14 protein-coding genes and 1 tRNA gene are annotated in these 17,304 nt (G+C 65.4%); 12 read left to right on the forward strand and 3 right to left on the reverse strand.

Going from position 1 to position 17,304, the window contains the following annotated elements:
* Positions 1–11: 11 nt before the first annotated feature.
* Positions 12–842 (forward strand): pyrroline-5-carboxylate reductase family protein, encoded by an 831-nt coding sequence (locus tag ACREBX_RS14815; RefSeq protein WP_431562511.1) that lies wholly within the window; start codon positions 12–14, stop codon positions 840–842.
* A 104-nt stretch (positions 843–946) separates the two neighbouring features.
* On the opposite strand, the gene ACREBX_RS14820 is transcribed toward ACREBX_RS14815, so the two are convergent.
* A complete protein-coding gene (locus ACREBX_RS14820) occupies positions 947–1,459 on the reverse strand; it encodes a MarR family winged helix-turn-helix transcriptional regulator (RefSeq protein WP_431562512.1) in 513 nt (170 codons plus the stop codon).
* A 79-nt stretch (positions 1,460–1,538) separates the two neighbouring features.
* Between ACREBX_RS14820 and ACREBX_RS14825 the strand changes: the two genes are divergently transcribed.
* The 10 genes from ACREBX_RS14825 to ACREBX_RS14870 all read left to right on the forward strand — a co-directional run bounded on the left by ACREBX_RS14825 (position 1,539) and on the right by ACREBX_RS14870 (position 9,561).
* Positions 1,539–2,624: a branched-chain amino acid aminotransferase gene (locus tag ACREBX_RS14825; protein WP_431562513.1), complete on the forward strand. Its 1,086-nt coding sequence runs from the start codon at positions 1,539–1,541 to the stop codon at positions 2,622–2,624.
* Between the two features lie 56 nt (positions 2,625–2,680).
* Positions 2,681–2,755: transfer RNA gene (locus ACREBX_RS14830), tRNA-Gln, on the forward strand.
* An 865-nt stretch (positions 2,756–3,620) separates the two neighbouring features.
* Positions 3,621–4,298 (forward strand): STN domain-containing protein, encoded by a 678-nt coding sequence (locus ACREBX_RS14835; RefSeq protein WP_431562514.1) that lies wholly within the window; start codon positions 3,621–3,623, stop codon positions 4,296–4,298.
* A complete protein-coding gene (locus ACREBX_RS14840) occupies positions 4,295–4,966 on the forward strand; it encodes an energy transducer TonB family protein (protein WP_431562515.1) in 672 nt (223 codons plus the stop codon). Before ACREBX_RS14835 ends, ACREBX_RS14840 begins: the two co-directional genes overlap by 4 nt.
* A gap of 37 nt (positions 4,967–5,003) precedes the next feature.
* Complete coding sequence (locus ACREBX_RS14845; RefSeq protein WP_431562516.1) at positions 5,004–5,546, forward strand: RNA polymerase sigma factor; 543 nt, start codon at positions 5,004–5,006, stop codon at positions 5,544–5,546.
* A gap of 14 nt (positions 5,547–5,560) precedes the next feature.
* The gene (locus tag ACREBX_RS14850; protein ID WP_431562517.1) at positions 5,561–6,511 is read left to right on the forward strand and encodes a FecR family protein; all 951 of its coding nucleotides are present in this window, start codon (positions 5,561–5,563) and stop codon (positions 6,509–6,511) included.
* A gap of 72 nt (positions 6,512–6,583) precedes the next feature.
* Positions 6,584–7,012 (forward strand): SapC family protein, encoded by a 429-nt coding sequence (locus ACREBX_RS14855; RefSeq protein WP_431562518.1) that lies wholly within the window; start codon positions 6,584–6,586, stop codon positions 7,010–7,012.
* A 1-nt stretch (position 7,013) separates the two neighbouring features.
* A complete protein-coding gene (locus ACREBX_RS14860) occupies positions 7,014–7,631 on the forward strand; it encodes an OmpH family outer membrane protein (protein ID WP_431562519.1) in 618 nt (205 codons plus the stop codon).
* A 365-nt stretch (positions 7,632–7,996) separates the two neighbouring features.
* On the forward strand, positions 7,997–8,377 hold the full coding sequence (locus ACREBX_RS14865) for a nuclear transport factor 2 family protein (RefSeq protein ID WP_431562520.1): 381 nt from the start codon (positions 7,997–7,999) through the stop codon (positions 8,375–8,377).
* Between the two features lie 290 nt (positions 8,378–8,667).
* The gene (locus ACREBX_RS14870; protein WP_431562521.1) at positions 8,668–9,561 is read left to right on the forward strand and encodes an arginase family protein; all 894 of its coding nucleotides are present in this window, start codon (positions 8,668–8,670) and stop codon (positions 9,559–9,561) included.
* A 480-nt stretch (positions 9,562–10,041) separates the two neighbouring features.
* Here ACREBX_RS14870 and ACREBX_RS14875 read toward each other — a convergent pair whose 3' ends face one another.
* Positions 10,042–13,065 (reverse strand): TonB-dependent receptor plug domain-containing protein, encoded by a 3,024-nt coding sequence (locus ACREBX_RS14875; protein ID WP_431562522.1) that lies wholly within the window; start codon positions 13,063–13,065, stop codon positions 10,042–10,044.
* A 391-nt stretch (positions 13,066–13,456) separates the two neighbouring features.
* On the opposite strand from ACREBX_RS14875, the gene ACREBX_RS14880 reads away from it, so the two are divergent.
* On the forward strand, positions 13,457–15,832 hold the full coding sequence (locus tag ACREBX_RS14880; protein WP_431562523.1) for a penicillin acylase family protein: 2,376 nt from the start codon (positions 13,457–13,459) through the stop codon (positions 15,830–15,832).
* Here ACREBX_RS14880 and dacB read toward each other — a convergent pair.
* Entirely contained in the window at positions 15,829–17,304 is a 1,476-nt protein-coding gene (dacB, locus tag ACREBX_RS14885; RefSeq protein ID WP_431562524.1) for a D-alanyl-D-alanine carboxypeptidase/D-alanyl-D-alanine endopeptidase, read from the reverse strand. The genes ACREBX_RS14880 and dacB overlap by 4 nt on opposite strands.

Raw genomic sequence — 17,304 nt, forward strand, 5'->3', positions numbered from 1 at the left:
ACGAACGACCTATGACCAAAGCATTGCGGAATTTCTCCGGCCGGTTCCTGCTCGTGGGCTGCGGCAATATGGCGGGCGCAATGCTCGATCGCTGGCTGGCGGCGGGTCTCGACCCGGCGCTGGTCGCGATCGTCGACCCCTATGCCACGCCGCGCGCGGGCATTGTCCAGCACGCGTCACTCGATGAATGGCAGGCCGCGGGCGGCAACGCCGACTGGATCATGCTCGGCATGAAGCCGCAGCAGTTGGGCGATGTCGCCGATGTGCTGGCGCCGCTCGCGACGGGTGGGGTTCATCTGCTCTCGATCCTCGCGGGCGTGTCGCTGTCCGATCTTGCGGCGCGCTTCCCCGATGCGGGCGCGCAGGTCCGTATCCTGCCGAACCTTGCGGCGCGCATTGGCGCCGGGGTGTCGGCGGTCGCGACGCTGGGCGCCGCCGACGATGCGGCGATCGACGCGCTGCTCGACACCTTGGGCCATACGGTACGGCTCGCCGACGATTCGACGATGGATCTCGTCACCGCTTTCACCGGCAGCGGCCCCGCTTTCGTCTTTCGCCTGATCGAATCCTATGCTGCCGCAGGCGAACGTCTTGGCCTCTCGGCGGAAGACGCGCTGGCGCTGGCGACCGCGACGTTCGGCGGCGCGACCGCGCTGCTCGCCGACAGCGGCGAAAAGCCGGGCGTGCTGATCGCGCAGGTCGCGAGCAAAGGCGGCACGACGCAGGCGGGGCTGGATGTCCTCGACAGCGACGGCCAGCTTGCCGCGCTGCTCACCAACGTATTGCGCGCGGCGCGCGACCGCGGGCGCGAGCTGGCGGATATTGCGCGCGGCGAGGGATAGGGACAACGTCGCCCCCGCGAAGGCGGGGGCGCTGGCGTTCTTACGCTGCACGGTCGGCATCGAACGATTGCGGCCCCCCGCCTTCGCGGGGGCGACGCTTTCAATCAGCCCGTCTCTTTCCCCAGCATCGCGATCCGGCGGCGTTCGCGGGCGGGGACAAGCGCCTCGCTGACCTGCCAGAATCCGGTCACCGCCTGCTGCCCGGCGTGGGTGTAGGCGCGGCTCATCGCGTCGCGCAGCATGCCGAAGATCACCGTCTCGACCGCGCGGCCGGTGTCGGTCAGGCGCAGTTCCTTCGCGCGCCGGTCGCGGTTGCCCGGCCGCGTCGTCAGATAGTCGCGCGCTTCCAGTTCCTTCACCACCCGGCCGAGCGACTGTTTGGTGATGCCGAGCAAGGCGAGCAGATCCGAAATCGTCAGTCCCGGTTGCCGCGCGATGAAGTAAAGCGCGCGGTAATGTGCGCGGCCCAGCTCCTTTTCGGCGAGCCGCGCATCGATCGCGCGCCACAGCGAGGCGTGGGCGAAAAAGAGGAATTCGATGCCGCGGCGCACTTCGTCTTCGCGCAAGAAAAGAGCAGAGGCGGCGGGTACTTGTGAAAGAAAATTTTCATCCGGCATAGTCGCTACCGTTGCGCGCCGCGCCCGTATTTGGCAAGAGGCGCGCACCATAGACCCCCAAGCTACAGGGATTTTTTGCATGTCCGCTCCCGCCTTCACCCATCTGCCGCACCCCAATCTGATCGCGGACGATGTACGGGCGGCGGCGATCGCCGACCCGGCGTTCGGGCGTGTCTTCACCGATCATATGGTGTCGATCCGTTATACCGAAGGGCAGGGCTGGCACGATGCGCAGGTGATGCCGCGCGGTCCGCTGTCGCTCGATCCCGCGACCGCGGTGCTCCATTACGCGCAGGAAATCTTCGAAGGGCTGAAGGCATATCGCCTCGACGACGGCTCGATGGCGCTGTTCCGCGTCGAAGCCAACGCGGCGCGCTTCAACGCCAGCGCGCGCCGCATGGCGATGGCCGAACTGCCCGAGGATCTGTTCATCGCCGCGGTGAAGGAAGCCGTCGCCGCCGACGCGGGCTGGTTCCCGCCGGTCGACGGCGGCGCGCTGTACCTGCGCCCCTTCATGTTCGCGAGCGAAGTGTTTCTCGGGGTGAAGCCCGCGGCCGAATATCAGTTCCTCGTCATCACCTCGCCCGTCGGCAATTACTTCAAGTCGGGCGCCCCCGCGATCTCGCTCTGGGTGTCGGAGGATTATACCCGCGCCGCGCCCGGCGGCACCGGCGCCGCCAAATGCGGCGGCAACTATGCCTCCAGCCTCGTCGCGCAGCGCGAGGCGATCGCCAAGGGGCACGACCAGGTCGTCTTCCTCGACGCCGCCGAGCGTCGCTGGATCGAGGAATTGGGCGGCATGAACATGTTCTTTGTCTTCGACGACGGCAGCATCGTTACCCCGCCGCTTACGGGGACGATCTTGCCGGGGATCACGCGCGACGCGATCATCACGCTCGCGCGCGATGCCGGGCTGACGGTGCGCGAGGAACCCTATGCGATCGATCAGTGGCAGGCCGATGCGACAAGCGGCAAGCTGACCGAAAGCTTCGCCTGCGGCACCGCCGCGGTCGTGACCCCGGTGGGCAAGGTCACGCGCGGCGAGAGCAGCTTCACGATCGGCGCCGGCGGCCCGGGACAAGTGACAACGAAGCTCAAGAACAAGCTAGTCGACATCCAACGCGGCCGTGCCGCCGATCCGCACGGCTGGGTGACGCGCCTCTAAGGCGTCGCCTTGCCAACGCATCCCAAGACGCTATAGACGCGCTCGCACCGGCCCGTTGGGGCGTCGCCAAGTGGTAAGGCAGCGGCTTTTGATGCCGCCATTCGCAGGTTCGAATCCTGCCGCCCCAGCCAGCCGGTGTGGATTCCCAGCCAATTTCGACGCTAAGCAGCAGATATTGCTGGCCAAACATTATTGGCCAATCGCCAAGGCATTCCTGATTGTGGCTCGAGTGTGCCAACGCGCTGGCCGGAAAGGTCAGATATGGCTTCTCTCCACCTATCGGCGTGGCCGCATATTCTGGTGGCGCCTCGTTCATCCAATCTGCGATAGCCGAAGGCTTGATATTCGCTCATCTTTGAAGACGTTCGACCGGATTGAAGCGAGCCGCAGAGGGGCGGCTCTCACGGCCGCGTCGAGGAGGGGGGCGTTATTGAAATGTTGAACCAGTACGCGGCCGAGCGGGCGCCGACGAAGGCCGAACTGCAGGCAATCGCCCGATCGGCCTATAAGCTGTTGTCGCGGATTATTATCAGCGCCTGACCAACAATGGCGGGCACGCCTCGCTATTGCCGGCAGCGGAACGCCGCCTTTCCGAAGAGGAAGGGTGGGACCCACAGCGCATCGAAGATCTCAGGGCGATCATAAAGTTGTGTGAAGAAAAGAACGCCACGCGCGTCCAGCCGGCCTTTTCGATGCTCTTCTGAAGGAGCATGGCTTGTCCCGACCGACATGTCGCGCTGGGTACTGGAAGTGGCGCTTTATCCGGCCTTTCGCGACGCTACTCGGCCAGTGTCGGCGTTCATACTCGCTGTCCGAGGCGCGGTCGCGCCGATGCGGCGACCGCGCCTCGTCTCGAACCGCTAGAAACTGACCGCAACGACGGCACAGCTTTGCGCCGGATGTGGTCATCTGGCGCCGACCGTCACCAAATTGAAATGCTGACAGCCCAACTGGCTCCAACTCGCGATGGTCTCTGCACGGGGTCGATCAAGAAAAATGGGGCAGACGAGATATTCCGGCGACGGGGTGCTGCGCGCTCTTGCTTTGTCGCTGGCCCTGCTGTTGCAGGCGCTGGCGGCGGAGCCCTCGGGCGCGCGCGAACGGCAGGATGATTGGGGCGTCACCGCGGGGCAACCGCTGGCGGACGGGCTGCGGCAGTTCGGCAAGCGCAACGGATATGATGTCATCGTCGCCGAAGAACTGATCGAAGGCAAGAGGGCGGGGCCGGTCCAGAAGGCGCGGACGGCATACGACGCGCTGATGCAGATGCTGGAAGGAAGCGGGCTGGTTCCGCGCTTCACGCGTCCCGACGCCATCATCCTCGAATCGACCGCGCGCCAGGCGCCGCCCGACATGTCGCTCGAAGAGATCGATGTGCTGGCCTCGGCGTTCCGGGCGAGCAACGACGAATATCGCTGGTACGGCGAGAAACTGCTCGGGGCGAGCCTCGCGCTGTTGCGCCGGTCGAACGAGTTGGGGACGCGGTCCTATGATTTTACGCTCTATGTCTGGCTGTCGGCGGACGGGGAGATCACCGGTCTCGACGGGTTCGGTGCCAAGAGCAACGACGAGGCGCTGATAATCGCGCGGAAGCTGCTCACGGGCATGACGGTCGGCTCGCCGCCACCCGCGAATATGCCCCAGCCCGTCGGGCTTCGGATCGTCGCGCAGTGAGCGGCTTCGCCGGGATCGGCCCCATCGGCGACACGTCCGGTCCGGACGAAGGCGGGCGCGTGGCGGTGATCGCCTTCTCGGCGCTCCTTCATATCGCGCTCATTTTTCTTTTCAGCCTTGCCACCGCGGGGAATGGTATGGGCGTCACGCGCGACGCGCGGGACGGGCAGCCGCTGACGGTCGAACTTCTGTCGCCCGACCCCGCCGCGGAGCGTTCGCGCGCCGGGGGCGGCGTTGCCGATGCCCGCGACCTGCCGTTCACGAGCAAGCAGAGCGATGTGGCGATCCGGACAAAGGGGGCGAGCGAAGCCGCCGATGCCGGGAATGCGGAATTCGACACCGAACTGGCGAACCTGCTCGCCGACGATCCGCTCGCGGGGGCGGGCAAGTCGGTCTACGGTGCCATATTGCGCAAGCATATCGCGGCGCACAGCCGGCGGCGCGGCGATCGTATCGGCCGGAACGACGCCGGCCTGGTCGTGCTGCGTTTCCGCGTTGCGCGCGACGGCGGCGTGGTCGACGCACGCGTCTTGCGGTCGCCGAACAACCTGATCGGCGAAAAGGCGCTGGCCGCCTTGTGGCGGTCCGCACCCCTGCCGCCGGTCCCCGACGAACTCGCCGCGCCGATCGAGGTCGATGTGCCCATCGACTTTCAGGTCCAGGGGTGAGTGCCGGTGCGTCCGCCCGTGCCGGCCCGCTAGCGTCGTGGAGACCTTCGCCCTCCTGCAGCGCTTCGTCCAACTCTATCCCGATTTCCGGGATCGGCTGCGGCGCCGGCTCGGTTCGGCCGATCTCGCCGATGAGGCGCTCAACGAAGTCTATGTCAAACTTCGCACGACCGACAAAAGCTACGCGGTGCACAATGCGCCCGCTTATCTGTTCCGCCTGACGCTGAATGCGGCGTCCGACCTTCGCCGGTCGGCGAACCGCCATTCGCTGGCGGACCAGATCGACGCGGCGCTCGACATTCCCGATCCGGCGCCGTCTGCCGCGCGCACGGCGGAAGGCCGCGAGGCGGTCGGGCAGCTCGAAGCTGCGATTGCCGCGCTGACCGAAAGGCGGCGAATGATCCTCATCGCCGTTCGTCTTCACGAGCGGTCGTGCCGGGAAATCGCCGCCGAACTCGGCGTGTCGACGCGCACCGTCGAGATGGAACTGCGCTGCGCGCTCGACCATTGCGCCGAGTATCTGAAAAAAGAAGAACGGGAGGATTTCGCTTATGGGCAGCAGAAACCGTCTCGTCATTGAAGGACCGATCCGCCTTGACGACGCCTGACGACAATCAATTGGGGAGATGGCCCGACCGGGACGCGATGGCGCGTAGCTGGGTCGTGCGTCTGAAATCGGGCGAGGCGACGCAGAGCGACGTCGACATGCTGCTGTCGTGGCGCGCGCAAAACGAAGAAAATGAGGGAGCTTTCCGCCAGGCGGTGCGACTGTGGGAGCAGCTTGGGCCGGCGCTGTCCGGTGGCGTAGCCTTGCCGGTCGCGGGCCAGACCCTTTCGCGCCGCTGGTTCCTGGGAGGCGGGGCCGCCATGGCCGTCGTCGCGGCGGTGGCGCTCGTGCCGCTGGCTGCGCCCGTCCCAGCGGGGGCGAGGGAATATCGCACAGGCAAGGGCGAGCGCCGCCACGTCCGGCTCGAGCCCGAGGTCAGCGCCGAACTCAACACCGATTCGCGCCTGCTGTTCTGGGCCGACGCCGCCTCGCCGCGTGTGGAGTTGTCGCAAGGCGAGGCCCTGATTTCGGCGACCTGCGATCCCGGGCGGCAGTTGATTGCGACGGCGAGCGATGTCGAGGTCCGCGCCCGGGTCGCGCGCTTTTCGATGCGGTCGGACGGCCGCCTGATGCGGGTTGCTTGCCTCGAAGGGCAAATCGAGGTGGTTTCGCCGGAAGGCCGTACCACGGTCGACGCCGGGGCCAGCCTCGATTTCCGGGCGGGCGCGGTGCAGCAGACGCCGCGCGATGTCGCCGAAAGCGGTGCCGCGTGGCAACGCGACCTGTTCCTGTTCCAGGACCGTCCGGCGGGCGAAGTGATTGCCGAACTCAATCGTTACCGCCCCGGGCGCGTCTATCTTTTGGGAAGCCGCAACGATGTCCGGATCAGCGGCGTGATCCATCTCGAGCGCGCCGATGTCGCGGTCGATCACATCGCAAGGTCGCTGGGCATGAGAGTGACGCGGCTTCCGGGTGGGGTAGCGATCCTGCGAAACTGACGCGGTCGTTCGACCGCAAAAAAGATTTCGCATTTCCCGATCCCCGAACGTCATGAAAGCGAAGGGGATGAAATGGGTGCATGTCTTGCCTTGGAACCGCCAAGAACGCTCGACGCCGGGCTACCCGTGCTGTCGGGCCGGCTGGGTCAGGTTGGCACGCGCAAGGAGGCGTTCGACCTGCTGGCCGAATTCCTGCAAAGCCACAGCCTGCCCGATCTCATCCTGACATTTATCCCGCCGGGCGACCTCGCCAACCAGACGGTTCAATGGTCGACCCTGGCGAGCGATAGGCAGGCATTGATGCTGAGCGGCTTCAAGGTCATCGATCGGGCGAAGTTCGAGGCGCTTTCCGACGCAATCATTCTCGACTGGCACCGCAAGGGATGGCTCGCGCTGATCCATTTCCATTTCCTGTCGCTCGATCGCTTCGCCGACCTTTTGGCGCATGCCGAGAAAGACACGGCTCCGGCGGACGCTGCCGCCGAAACAGAGGATGCCTGAAATGATCCGGAAAAACATGATGCGTGCGGCTGGTTTTGCAGCGATGGCGCTGGCCTTTACCGGACCCGCACTTGGTCAGCCGGCCGCCCCGGCGCCCGCGCTCGGCGGTCCCGCTATCCCAGGGGTGTGCCTGCTGTCGCGTGAGGCGGTTTTCGCCAATGCCGCGGTCGGCAAGGCCGTGTCGGCGCGGATCGCGGACCTGACGCGGACGGCCCAAGCCGAAGTGGACAAGCAGCGCGCGCCGCTCGAGGCCGAGGCCAAGGCGCTCGCGGCTCTGGGCCAGGACGCCAAGGTAAAGGACCGGCGCGATGCGCTCGCAACCCGCTGGCAGGCGCTCCGGGATCAGGCGGCGCACGGCGGCCGCGAGATCGAAGCGACGCGTGCGAAGGCGCTGGTGCGTGTCGCCGACGAGGCGCAGCCCGTGATCGCCAAGGTCTATGCCGCCCATAAATGCGGGCTGCTGTTCGATCGCGGCGCGGCTTTGGGCGGAAATTTCTCGAACGACCTGACCGCAGACGTTGTTACCGCGCTCGATGCGAATATCACGACCATCAGCTTCGAGCGTGAAAAGGTGCCACGATCCGACGAACGCGACGTTTCGACAAGCACCGCCGGTTAGCGATCTGGCTAACGTCGGCTAACGCCAGATTATCGCCGCGAGCGGTCAGTCCGCTATCGCCAAATTATGCCTCAGGTGCCACGGCAGAACGGAAGCATCGCATCCATTGTGGATGCGCGCGAGTAGACATGTTCTAATTTATGGGATTTCAATTCGGGTATCGACGTTCGTCCTAAGAAGCCCGAAGTCGGCAGGGTCGTAGCGATGCCGACGCTTCGCTGGCGTTTCGGTGTTACGAAGGTAGAGAGACATTTTGCTCAAGCCCGTGTCGCGCAACGGCACGCCGAGCATTGCAGAGACCCGCGCCATGGCGCTTTTCCAATCGTTCGCCGCGGCGGGGGTTGGTGTGGCAGGAGGAGAGGCGGATGAGCGACACGGGCACGATCGAGGTCTGCGAGGAGCGCCTTCGCCAAGGGATGCTTACGAGCGACGTTGCGGCGCTGGACGAGCTAATGAGCAATCAGCTCATCTTCACCAACCATCTAGGGAGACGCCTATCAAAGAGCGACGATCTCGCCGCGCATCGTTCGGGTGCACTCCGGATCGAGACGATCGATCCCGCGGACGAGGCGGTAATCCGCTGCCTCGGCAATGTCGCGACCGTTTGTGTCGGCGTCGACCTCGCCGGCTCATTCGACGGCAGCGGCTTTTTCGGCAGATTTTCCTATTCGCGGGTCTGGCACTTTGAGCAGGACCGCTGGCAAGTCGTTCTCGCGCATTGCTCAGCCGTGCCGGTAACCTCATGAGCTCCGTTCCGGCGGAAGATCGCGCAAAGCGGCGCGGCCCGCGCAACTCGCACGTGAAAGGGCAACGCGGCTACAGCGTCGGCACGTCAATTGGAGATAGGCGCTATTCCGGTGGAATCGCCGTGGCTGTCGGCAATCGATTGGCGCAAGCCTCCTGGAGCGACGAACCAAGTCGCAGCGAGTAAATCGAGCTCCGCTGATCAAGGAGCCGCACGGCGCGACAACTCCATCAGCCGCTCGCCGTAAAGGCGGTGACCCACTCCGCAAAATAGCCGCCAAAGGAGGCACCCATGCCGACGCGTTCCTATGCTATTATCGAAGCCCCTTCCACATTGGGCCTGGCGACTGACGGAGTGGAGCGCTTGCCCGAGCAGCTCCTGGATTTCGGCCTTGCGGAGCGCATCCATGCGCGCAGCGCCGCCCGGCTGTCGGTGCCTCCGAGGAACCCTGTGCCCGATCCCGGGACCGGCATCCTGAATAGCAGTGCAATTGCGGCGTGGTCGCCGAGACTCGCCGACATAGTAGAATCGGTGCTCGACGCAGGCGAATTTCCGATCGTGCTGGGCGGCGATTGCACGATCGTGCTGGGCTCGATGCTCGCCCTCCGACGGCGCGGCCGCTACGGCCTGTTCTTCATCGACGGCAACGCCGATTTCTTCCAACCCGGGGCGGATCCCAATGGCGAGGGCGCCTCGATGGACCTTGCCCTTGTCACTGGCTTTGGTCCGTCGCGCCTGACCGATATTGAAGGTCTCTGCCCCCTGGTCCGTCCCGAGGACGCCGTCGCGTTCGCGTATCGTGATCACGAGGACCAGGCGGAGTATGGAAGCCAACCGCTCCCGAAAGAGCTTAAGGCAATTGACCTTCCCGCCGTGCGTGCGATGGGTATCGAAGCCGCAGCGCGCGAAGCGGTTAGCCATCTGACGCGAGAGGATCTGGACGGCTTCTTCATCCATCTCGATGCCGATTGCCTCGACGATGCCGTCATGCCGGCTGTCGATTTCCGCGTGCCGGGCGGGTTGTCGTGGGACGAGCTAGGGGCGACGCTTCGAATGGCCTTGGCGAGCGGCAAGGCGGTCGGCCTCGAGATCACCATCTACAATCCCAGGCTTGATGAAGATGGCAGCGCCGGGCGCGGCCTGGCCGACCTGCTAGCCGCAGCGCTCGCAACAGCAGCATCCTGACCACGGCTGGCAAACATCTCCTTTTCGGCGCAGTTGGGACGCTTCTGAATTACAGACTTTGGGTTTTGGCGACGTCAGAACACCTTCTCGGCTGTTGGCAGCAATGCGCCCAAACTACGCGCCATTCGTGGGTCGGCGAGCGGCTCCCGAAAGCGGACATTACATTCTCGTCGACTGTTTCGCGCGGGGGCCATCGCGAGTGCGGGACCAGTGGGGACCGACGGCGGGCTCGTCCTGCTGCGCGCCGCCGATCAGGCCGCGGCCGACGCGATCCTCGCCGCCGACCCGGTGGTCGTCGCGGGCATCTTCACCGCGCGGTCGGCCCCTATGCCCCGCCGATGGTCAACGCGGGCACCCTCGCCCTGCCCACGACATAGCGCGCCAGCTTTCGCGCGCTTTGTGGATGACAAGTGCCGGGAGAAATGAGCGTTAAAGGGAGGGCCACGGGTGCCCTCCCTTTTGTCTTTCATTCGTCCCGCGTCACTTTGTCTTGAAGCGGATGCCTATGCGGAAGGCTCGGCCCAAGAGGTCCGAATAGGTGCTGGCCGCGGCCAGACCGGTTTCGGGCAGCAGCAACGGATCGGCGTCGAACAGATTGGTGACGTTGAAGAAGAATTCCGCCTCCGATCCGCTTTTGACGCTGACCTTCTGGGTCAGGTTGAGGTCGACGTAGAAGGTTCCCTTGACATGATTGTTGTCATACGTCGGGAACTGGCTGGTCGAGGTTGGGCACCCGGTCGTGCATTCGATCGCGTTGGCCCTATATTTGCCCGAGCTGACGCCGCGACCGACCACCGTTCCCGAGAAGGTCGGCGTCTCGAAATTGAGGCTGGTGCGGAATATCCATTTTGGCGTGTTGCTCTGGAGTTCGACCGCCCCGACCCCGTTCACCGGCGTGACGCCGGTAATGCCGGTGTCCGAGATGCTGTCGATATAGCGCGTCGCTGTCCCCTTCAGCGTGATCGCACTTTCACCGCCGACCGGCAGGCGATAGGCGGCGTCGAAGTCAATGCCACGCACGAGCTTGCTGGCGAAGTTGAAGGGTTGAGTCCGGATCAGCAGATAAGGATTGTTGGGCAAAGAGCGGATCGGGTCATTGGTGATGAAATCACAATATTCCTGCCGCCCTTCGTAGCAGCGATTGACGGTCTCCTGTGCGCTGAGCGAATCGATCGCGCCATCGAGATCGATACGGAAATAATCGACCGATGCGGTAAAGCCGGGCAGGAACCGAGGCGTGACCACCGCGCCGATATTCCATGAATCTGCTTTTTCCGGTTTCAGGCTCTGGTTGCCTGTCGTCAGGCCCGAATAGCTCCAGCGTTCCGGACCATTCGTCAGGTCCGGTGTGAAGAGGGGGTTGCGCACCGTATCGCTATTGGCGGTTCCGGATTGGAACAACTCGTTCAGATTAGGCGCGCGAATGTCACGCGACCGCGTGACGCGGAAGCGGATATCCTCGATCGGTGCCCAGGTCGCCCCCAGCTTCCATGTGGTGACATAGCCCGAGTTCGAATAGTCGGTCGCGCGCACCGCGCCGTTGAATTCGAGGCCGAGACCGAGCGGGACCACGGTCTCGAGATAGGCTTCCTTCACATTATAGCTGCCCTTGAACGGCAGATAGTTGCCGACCGACCATTGGTTCAGGAAGCCAGGTCGCCCACTGGAATCCACCGTAGCGAGCGGCTGGAACTCGGTCGGAACGCTGCCGCGAATCTTCTCCTTGCGATATTCAGCGCCGATCGCGATGCTGACGTCGCCCGCCCAGGTGGCGAACGGCGTCAGCGACAGATTGGCGCCGGTGACGAATTGTTCCATAACCTGCTTGCGGTACGGATCGCCCAGCACATAATCGATCGCGGCCGGATCGGCGACGCCGATGCCTAGGCGATTGAGCGGTACGCAGTTCGGATCATTGTTCGTCGTGCTGGCATCGACATTGATCAGGCACTGGATCGAACCGGCAGCATAGCCGCCCGCGTTGCCCGCCGGCGCGAAGGCGGCGTTCGTCGCATCTCTCATGCGTGCAACGTGCATGATGTTGCGCAGCTGTTCGCGCAGGTCGGACCGGCCATATTGGCCATAGATGTCCCAGCGCGCCGCCTTGCCGAACGCGTCGAACTCGCCCTCGGCGCCGATGACATAGCGCTGAACCTCGCGCTTGTTGTTGATGCCGCGGAACGGCAGATCCGCCGCGGTGGTCGTGATGTTGACACCGTTGAGGCCCGCGAGGCGGCCTGCGCCCAGCGTCTGCAGTGCAAAGGCGTTACAGGTGATCGGAACCGGAACGGTCGTGCAGCCGGTCGTGTTGAGCGTCGCCGAGCCCAGATTGGGGCCGGCGTTGAAGAAGACTTCCTGCCGGTTGTACGAGCCTTCGGCGAAAATCTCGACGCCGTCCGCAACTTCGTAGCTGAGGCGGCCATAGGCGCCCCAGCGATCGTCTTTGGGGTTGAGGCCGATGCGACGACCCGAATCGTTCAGCCGCCAGTCGCCGCCGACCGTGCGCGTAACCGCGGCAGCGCCGCCCAGCGCCGGCGAGTTGAAAGAGCCGTAGTTGAACGGAATGACCTGGCCGTTCTGACCGAAATACAGGCCGCGAAGAGCAGTAGAAGCAACGCCCGCCGAGTTGGTTGAACCAGTTATAAAACCGCCAGGCGCCTGGTTGGTCTGGCCCGCATCACGCCGGAACGTGATGAATTGGGGCAGGCCATTCCCCGCGACATAGGCCGGGTTGGCAAATGCCAGATAGCCCCGGTGGTTCCACGGCCGGTCGTTCGGATCGATTTCGTAAATGCCGTCCTGATGCGCGATCTCGGCGTTGAAGATGGCGTGGCCGCGGCCGTCGGCGAACGACATACCGCCCGCGATGCTGCCCGAATAGTTGAAGCCGTCGCCCTTGTCGGTGAGGCCGATGTCGCCCGTGATGCGCAGCCCCTCCAGCTTCTTGTTGAGGACGAAGTTGACCACGCCGGTGACGGCGTCCGAGCCATAGGCCGACGAGGCGCCCCCGGTGACCACCTCGACGCGATCGACCAGCGCCTGCGGGATCGTGTTGATGTCGACCCAGCCGAAGATCGTCGAACCCACCGAACGGCGTCCGTCGACGAGGACCAGCACGCGGCCTTCGCCGAGGTTGCGCAGGTTGAGCGCGTTGATACCCGCCGAACCGTTGGAGATGTTCAGGCGCGAGTTGCCCGGCTTGGTCGAGCCGGCGAGTTGCGGCAGCTGGTTGACGAAGTCGGCGATGTTGTTCGACGGCGAGGTGTTCTGGATGTCCTTTTGCGTCAGCACGACGAGCGGGGTCGGCGCCTGGAAGCCGTCGCGCGCGACGCGCGAGCCGGTGACGATGATCTGGTCGCCGGGTGCCGCTTCGACGTTGTCCGCGGGGGCGGTCGTCTCCTGCGCCAGCGCCGGCGCGCCATGGACCAGCGCCAGTGCGGTCATCGCCGCGCCGAAATGGCCTTTGCGGCCCAGCGGTCGACGAACTCGTTCAAAATCACGCATATCAGCAGTCCCCTTTTTTGCCGAGGGCCAAGCCGCACACCGCCCGAGGCGTGCCCCGGCGCCGTGCCGGGTTGGCTTCCCTGTTTGTCCCACCTGGTCTTTCGGCGGATGCCTGGCTCCGCCTTCTTATATTTTTGATATTCGTCCCGGTCCGGCGATCGTCACAGTCCATGCGCGCAGACAGCCGGTTTCGTGACAGCGAGGTTACAGGGTGGTTGCGGGGGGTCAACAGCTTGGCCACTAACCTGGCGATATGGACATATAGCCCGAAGATATGGCGTCGCCGAATAGCTTGCAGTTATAGGACGCAGCCCGCTTGCTATGGCCTTGCGGCGCGATGCTGCGATAGGGTCGTGTTTCGTCATTTTCATTCCTGATCGGGGAGGGCCTGTTGATCCAGCGCCGCGCGTTTCTGCTGGCTTCGGTTGCGCTTGTCGCGACGCCGGGAAGCCTTTTCGCGAACCCCAAGGTCAAGGGCGCTGCCCAAACCATCAGCCTGTCCGGCGCGCGCGCGCCGGTCGAGGTGATCGAAGACGAGCTGGGCGTGCCGCACGTCCGCGCCGCCTCGCTGCACGACGCCTTCTTCGGGCAGGGCTATCTTGTCGCGCGCGACCGGCTGTTCCAGATCGACATGGAGCATCGCCGCGACATGGGTCGGATGGCCGAAGCCTTCGGGCCACGTTTCGTCGCCGCCGACAAGGCGGCGCGGCTCTTCCTCTATCGCGGCGACATCGATGCCGAACTCGCGGCGCTGCCGGCGGACGTGCTCGAATGCGCACGCGGCTATGTCGCCGGGGTCAACGCCCGGATCGAGGAACTCGCCGCCGATCCAGCGCAGCTGCCGCTCGAATATGGCATATTGGGGATCAGCCCGCTGCGCTGGGACATCGTCGACCTCGTACGCAATCGCGGCATCGGCATGGGCGACGCCGACGACGAGGTGCGCCGCGCGCAGCTGCAGGCGCTCGGGCTGCTCGACGCCGACCAGCTGATGGTGCCGCTGCGCCCCGCCTGGTCCTTCACCGTGCCCGAAGGGCTCGACTGCGCGGCGGTGAGCGACGCCGACCTTGGGGTCCTCGATCCAGCAAACCGGCCGATGGATTTCGATCCGGTTCAGGAAGCATCGTTCGACCCCGAACAGCGCTGGACCGATCGCTTCGCACTGGGCAGCAATGCCTGGACGATCGCGCCGTCGCGCAGCGCAACGGGGCGACCGATCCTCGCCAACGATCCGCATCTCGGCATCGGACGCGCCAGCCCGCGCCATATGTGCCATCTGTCGGCGCCGGGACTCGATGTCATCGGCGCGGGTGCGCCGGGACTGCCCGGCATCATGCAGGGGCATACCGACCGCTTCGCCTTTGGCCGCACGAACTTCCATATCGACCAGACCGACCTGTTCATCCTGCGCACCAAGGAAGGCGACCCCGGCCGATATTGGCACAAGGGCAAGTGGAAGGCGTTCGAGGCGTTCGAGGACGAGATACTGATCAAGGGCGCGCCGCCCGAGCGCGTGACATTGCGCTATGCCGCGGGCCGCCCGGTCGTGTCGCAGGATGCGCGCGGCCGCGCGGTCGCCTTTGCCACGGTCAGCATGCTGCCCGGCGCCAACCAGCGGTTCGCGATCATCGCGATCAACCTGTCGAAAGACTGGGCATCGCTGCGGCAGGCGTTCAAGCTGCATGTGTCGCCGACCAATCTCCATTATGCCGACATCGACGGCAACACGGGCTGGCAGACGATCGGTTTCACCCCGCGCCGGCCGAAGCACGACGGGCTGTTTCCCGCGCCCGGCGATGGCGATTTCGACTGGACGGATATTTTGCCGGTCGAGGATATGCCCCACGTCTATAACCCGCGCGAGGGCTGGTTCGCCTCGGCCAACCAGATGAACTTGCCGGTCGGCTATCCCTATCGCGAACGGATCATCAGCTTCAGCTGGAGCGATCCCTTCCGCTACAACCGCATCGGCGAGGTGCTGCGCGCCCAGCCGAAGCACCGGATCGAGGACAGCATCGCACTCCAGCACGACGTCCAGTCGCTGCCCGCACGGGCTTTGCTGAAGCTGCTTCCCGCCAATCCGTCGGCGGATGCCGCGCCCGCCGCCGCATTGCTCCGGCGCTGGGATTGCGGGATCGAGGCGGATAGCGCCGCGGCGCTGCTTTATGAAATGGTGATGCCGGCGCTATCGACGGCATTTTACGACCGGATCGTGCCCGCGGCGGCGCGCGATCTGATCGCGTCGGTCAATTTGTCGGAAATGCTGCGCCTCCTCGCCGCGCCCGACGAGCGGCTGGGCGACGATCCCGCCGCGGCGCGGGGCGCGCTGATCAACGCCGCGCTGGCGGCCGGATGGACGAAGGCGGTCGAGCTCGGCGGCCCCGATCCGGCGCGCTGGAAATGGGGCGATCTGCACCGCGTGGCGATCGCGCATCCGATGGCGTCGAACCCCGCGATCGCCGCTGCCTTTCCACGGATCGAGGGCGGCCGGTCGGGCGGTGACGGGACGACGCCGATGGCGCGCGGCTTCAACCCCAAGCGCGGTTTCAACGTGTCGCATGGCGCAAGCTATCTGTTCGTCGCCGACGTCGGCGCTTGGGACAACAGCCGCTTCCTGCTGCTGCCCGGCCAGTCCGCCGATCCGCGGTCGCCGCGCTATCGCGACTTTTATCCCTATTGGCTCGCGGGCGCGATGCAGCCCTTGTGGTTCAGCAAGGCTGCGGTCGACCGCCACGCCGCGGGTCGGCTGGTTCTGACGCCGTCCTAAAGCGCCTCGGCGATAGCGACGAGCGCGCGGTCGACCACGGCGGTGGCCTGCGCGTCGGTGCCGTCCGGCATATCGTTGGCGAGCGCCGAGAAGATGAGCGTCCGTCCGCTGCGCGTCGTGAGATAGCCCGACACCGCACGCGACGCGTTGAGCGATCCGGTCTTGGCGAACAGCTTGCCTTCGAGAAGAGTCCCCTTGAAGCGGCTCTGCAACGTGCCATCGCGCCCGGCGATCGGCAGCGTGCCCCGCCACGCCATGCCCCACGGCTGGCGCGCGATCCAGCTGAGCAGGCCGACGGCGGCACGCGGGGTGATGCGGTTGTAACTCGACATCCCCGACCCGTCGGCAAAGTGATAGCCGGTCGCGGGCAGTCCCGCCTCGGTCATCACCTTGTGCATCACAGCCTGCCCGTCGGCGATCGAGCCGCTGCCAGCCTGCCGCGCCACGCGCCGCAGCATCAGTTCGGTGTGGAGATTTTGGCTCTCCTTGTTGATCCGCACCATATTTTCGGCGAGCGACGGCGCGGGCAGTTCGGCGAGCATCGCGGGTTCGGCGGGCAGGGTGGCCGGCGTGCCCTTGCGATTCTCGGGATCGTCGGCGGGGATTAGCGGCCGGTGGCGCACTTCGATATTGCCATCGACGCGCACCCCGCGCGCGCGCAGCAGTTCGCCGAGGCGCCACGCCGCATGGTGCGCCGGATCGTCGATGCCATAACGCAGCGTCAAGGGCGCGACGTCAGTGCCGACGGTGCCCGTCAGGCGCAGGACGCGGCTGTTCGGCATGCGGTCGGCTTCGATCTTCTCTTCCTTGCCCGCGACGGTCGTGACCCGATTTTCGATGATATAATAACCGGATGCCTGCACGCCCGGCGCGGCGCCGACCGCGCCCGGCGCCAGCTTCACCACCAGCTCATTGTCGTCGAGCGTCAGCGCCGACGTGCCGGTGCCATAACGCGACTGGATATTGTTCCAGCTCATCCCCGGACCCCAGCGCTCGTCGGGGAACCAGCTGTCGTCGCCGGTGATATGGCGGACGAGCCGTGTCTTCGCCGCGACCGCGTCGGCCAGCGTCTGCAGGCAATCGACCTTGCAATCGTCGCCGCTCGACAGCAGCGCGTCGCCGCGGCCGTGCAGCACGACGTCGACCTTGCCATCGGCGCCCGCTTCGAGCCGCACGCCGGTGCCCTTTGCGGTTCGCTGGAGCAAAGGCAGCTCGGCATAAGCGATGGCGGTCGTGAACATCTTGGTGTTCGATGCGGGGATGAAGCGCTGGTCGGGGGCGATCGACAGCAGCACTTCGCCGTCGAGCGTCGTGACGAGCAGGCCGAATCGCGAACCCGCGGGTCCTTCGGCCAGTTTCTGTTCGACCGTCGTCAGCAGCGGTGTCGGCGCCGGGCTCGTCTGTGCGTGGGCCGCGGTCAGCGAAAGCGATAGGGCCGATGCGAGCGCGAAGCGTCCAATCGATGTCGTCAT

The sequence above is a fragment of the Sphingopyxis sp. genome (assembly GCF_050725655.1).
Lineage (GTDB): Bacteria > Pseudomonadota > Alphaproteobacteria > Sphingomonadales > Sphingomonadaceae > Sphingopyxis.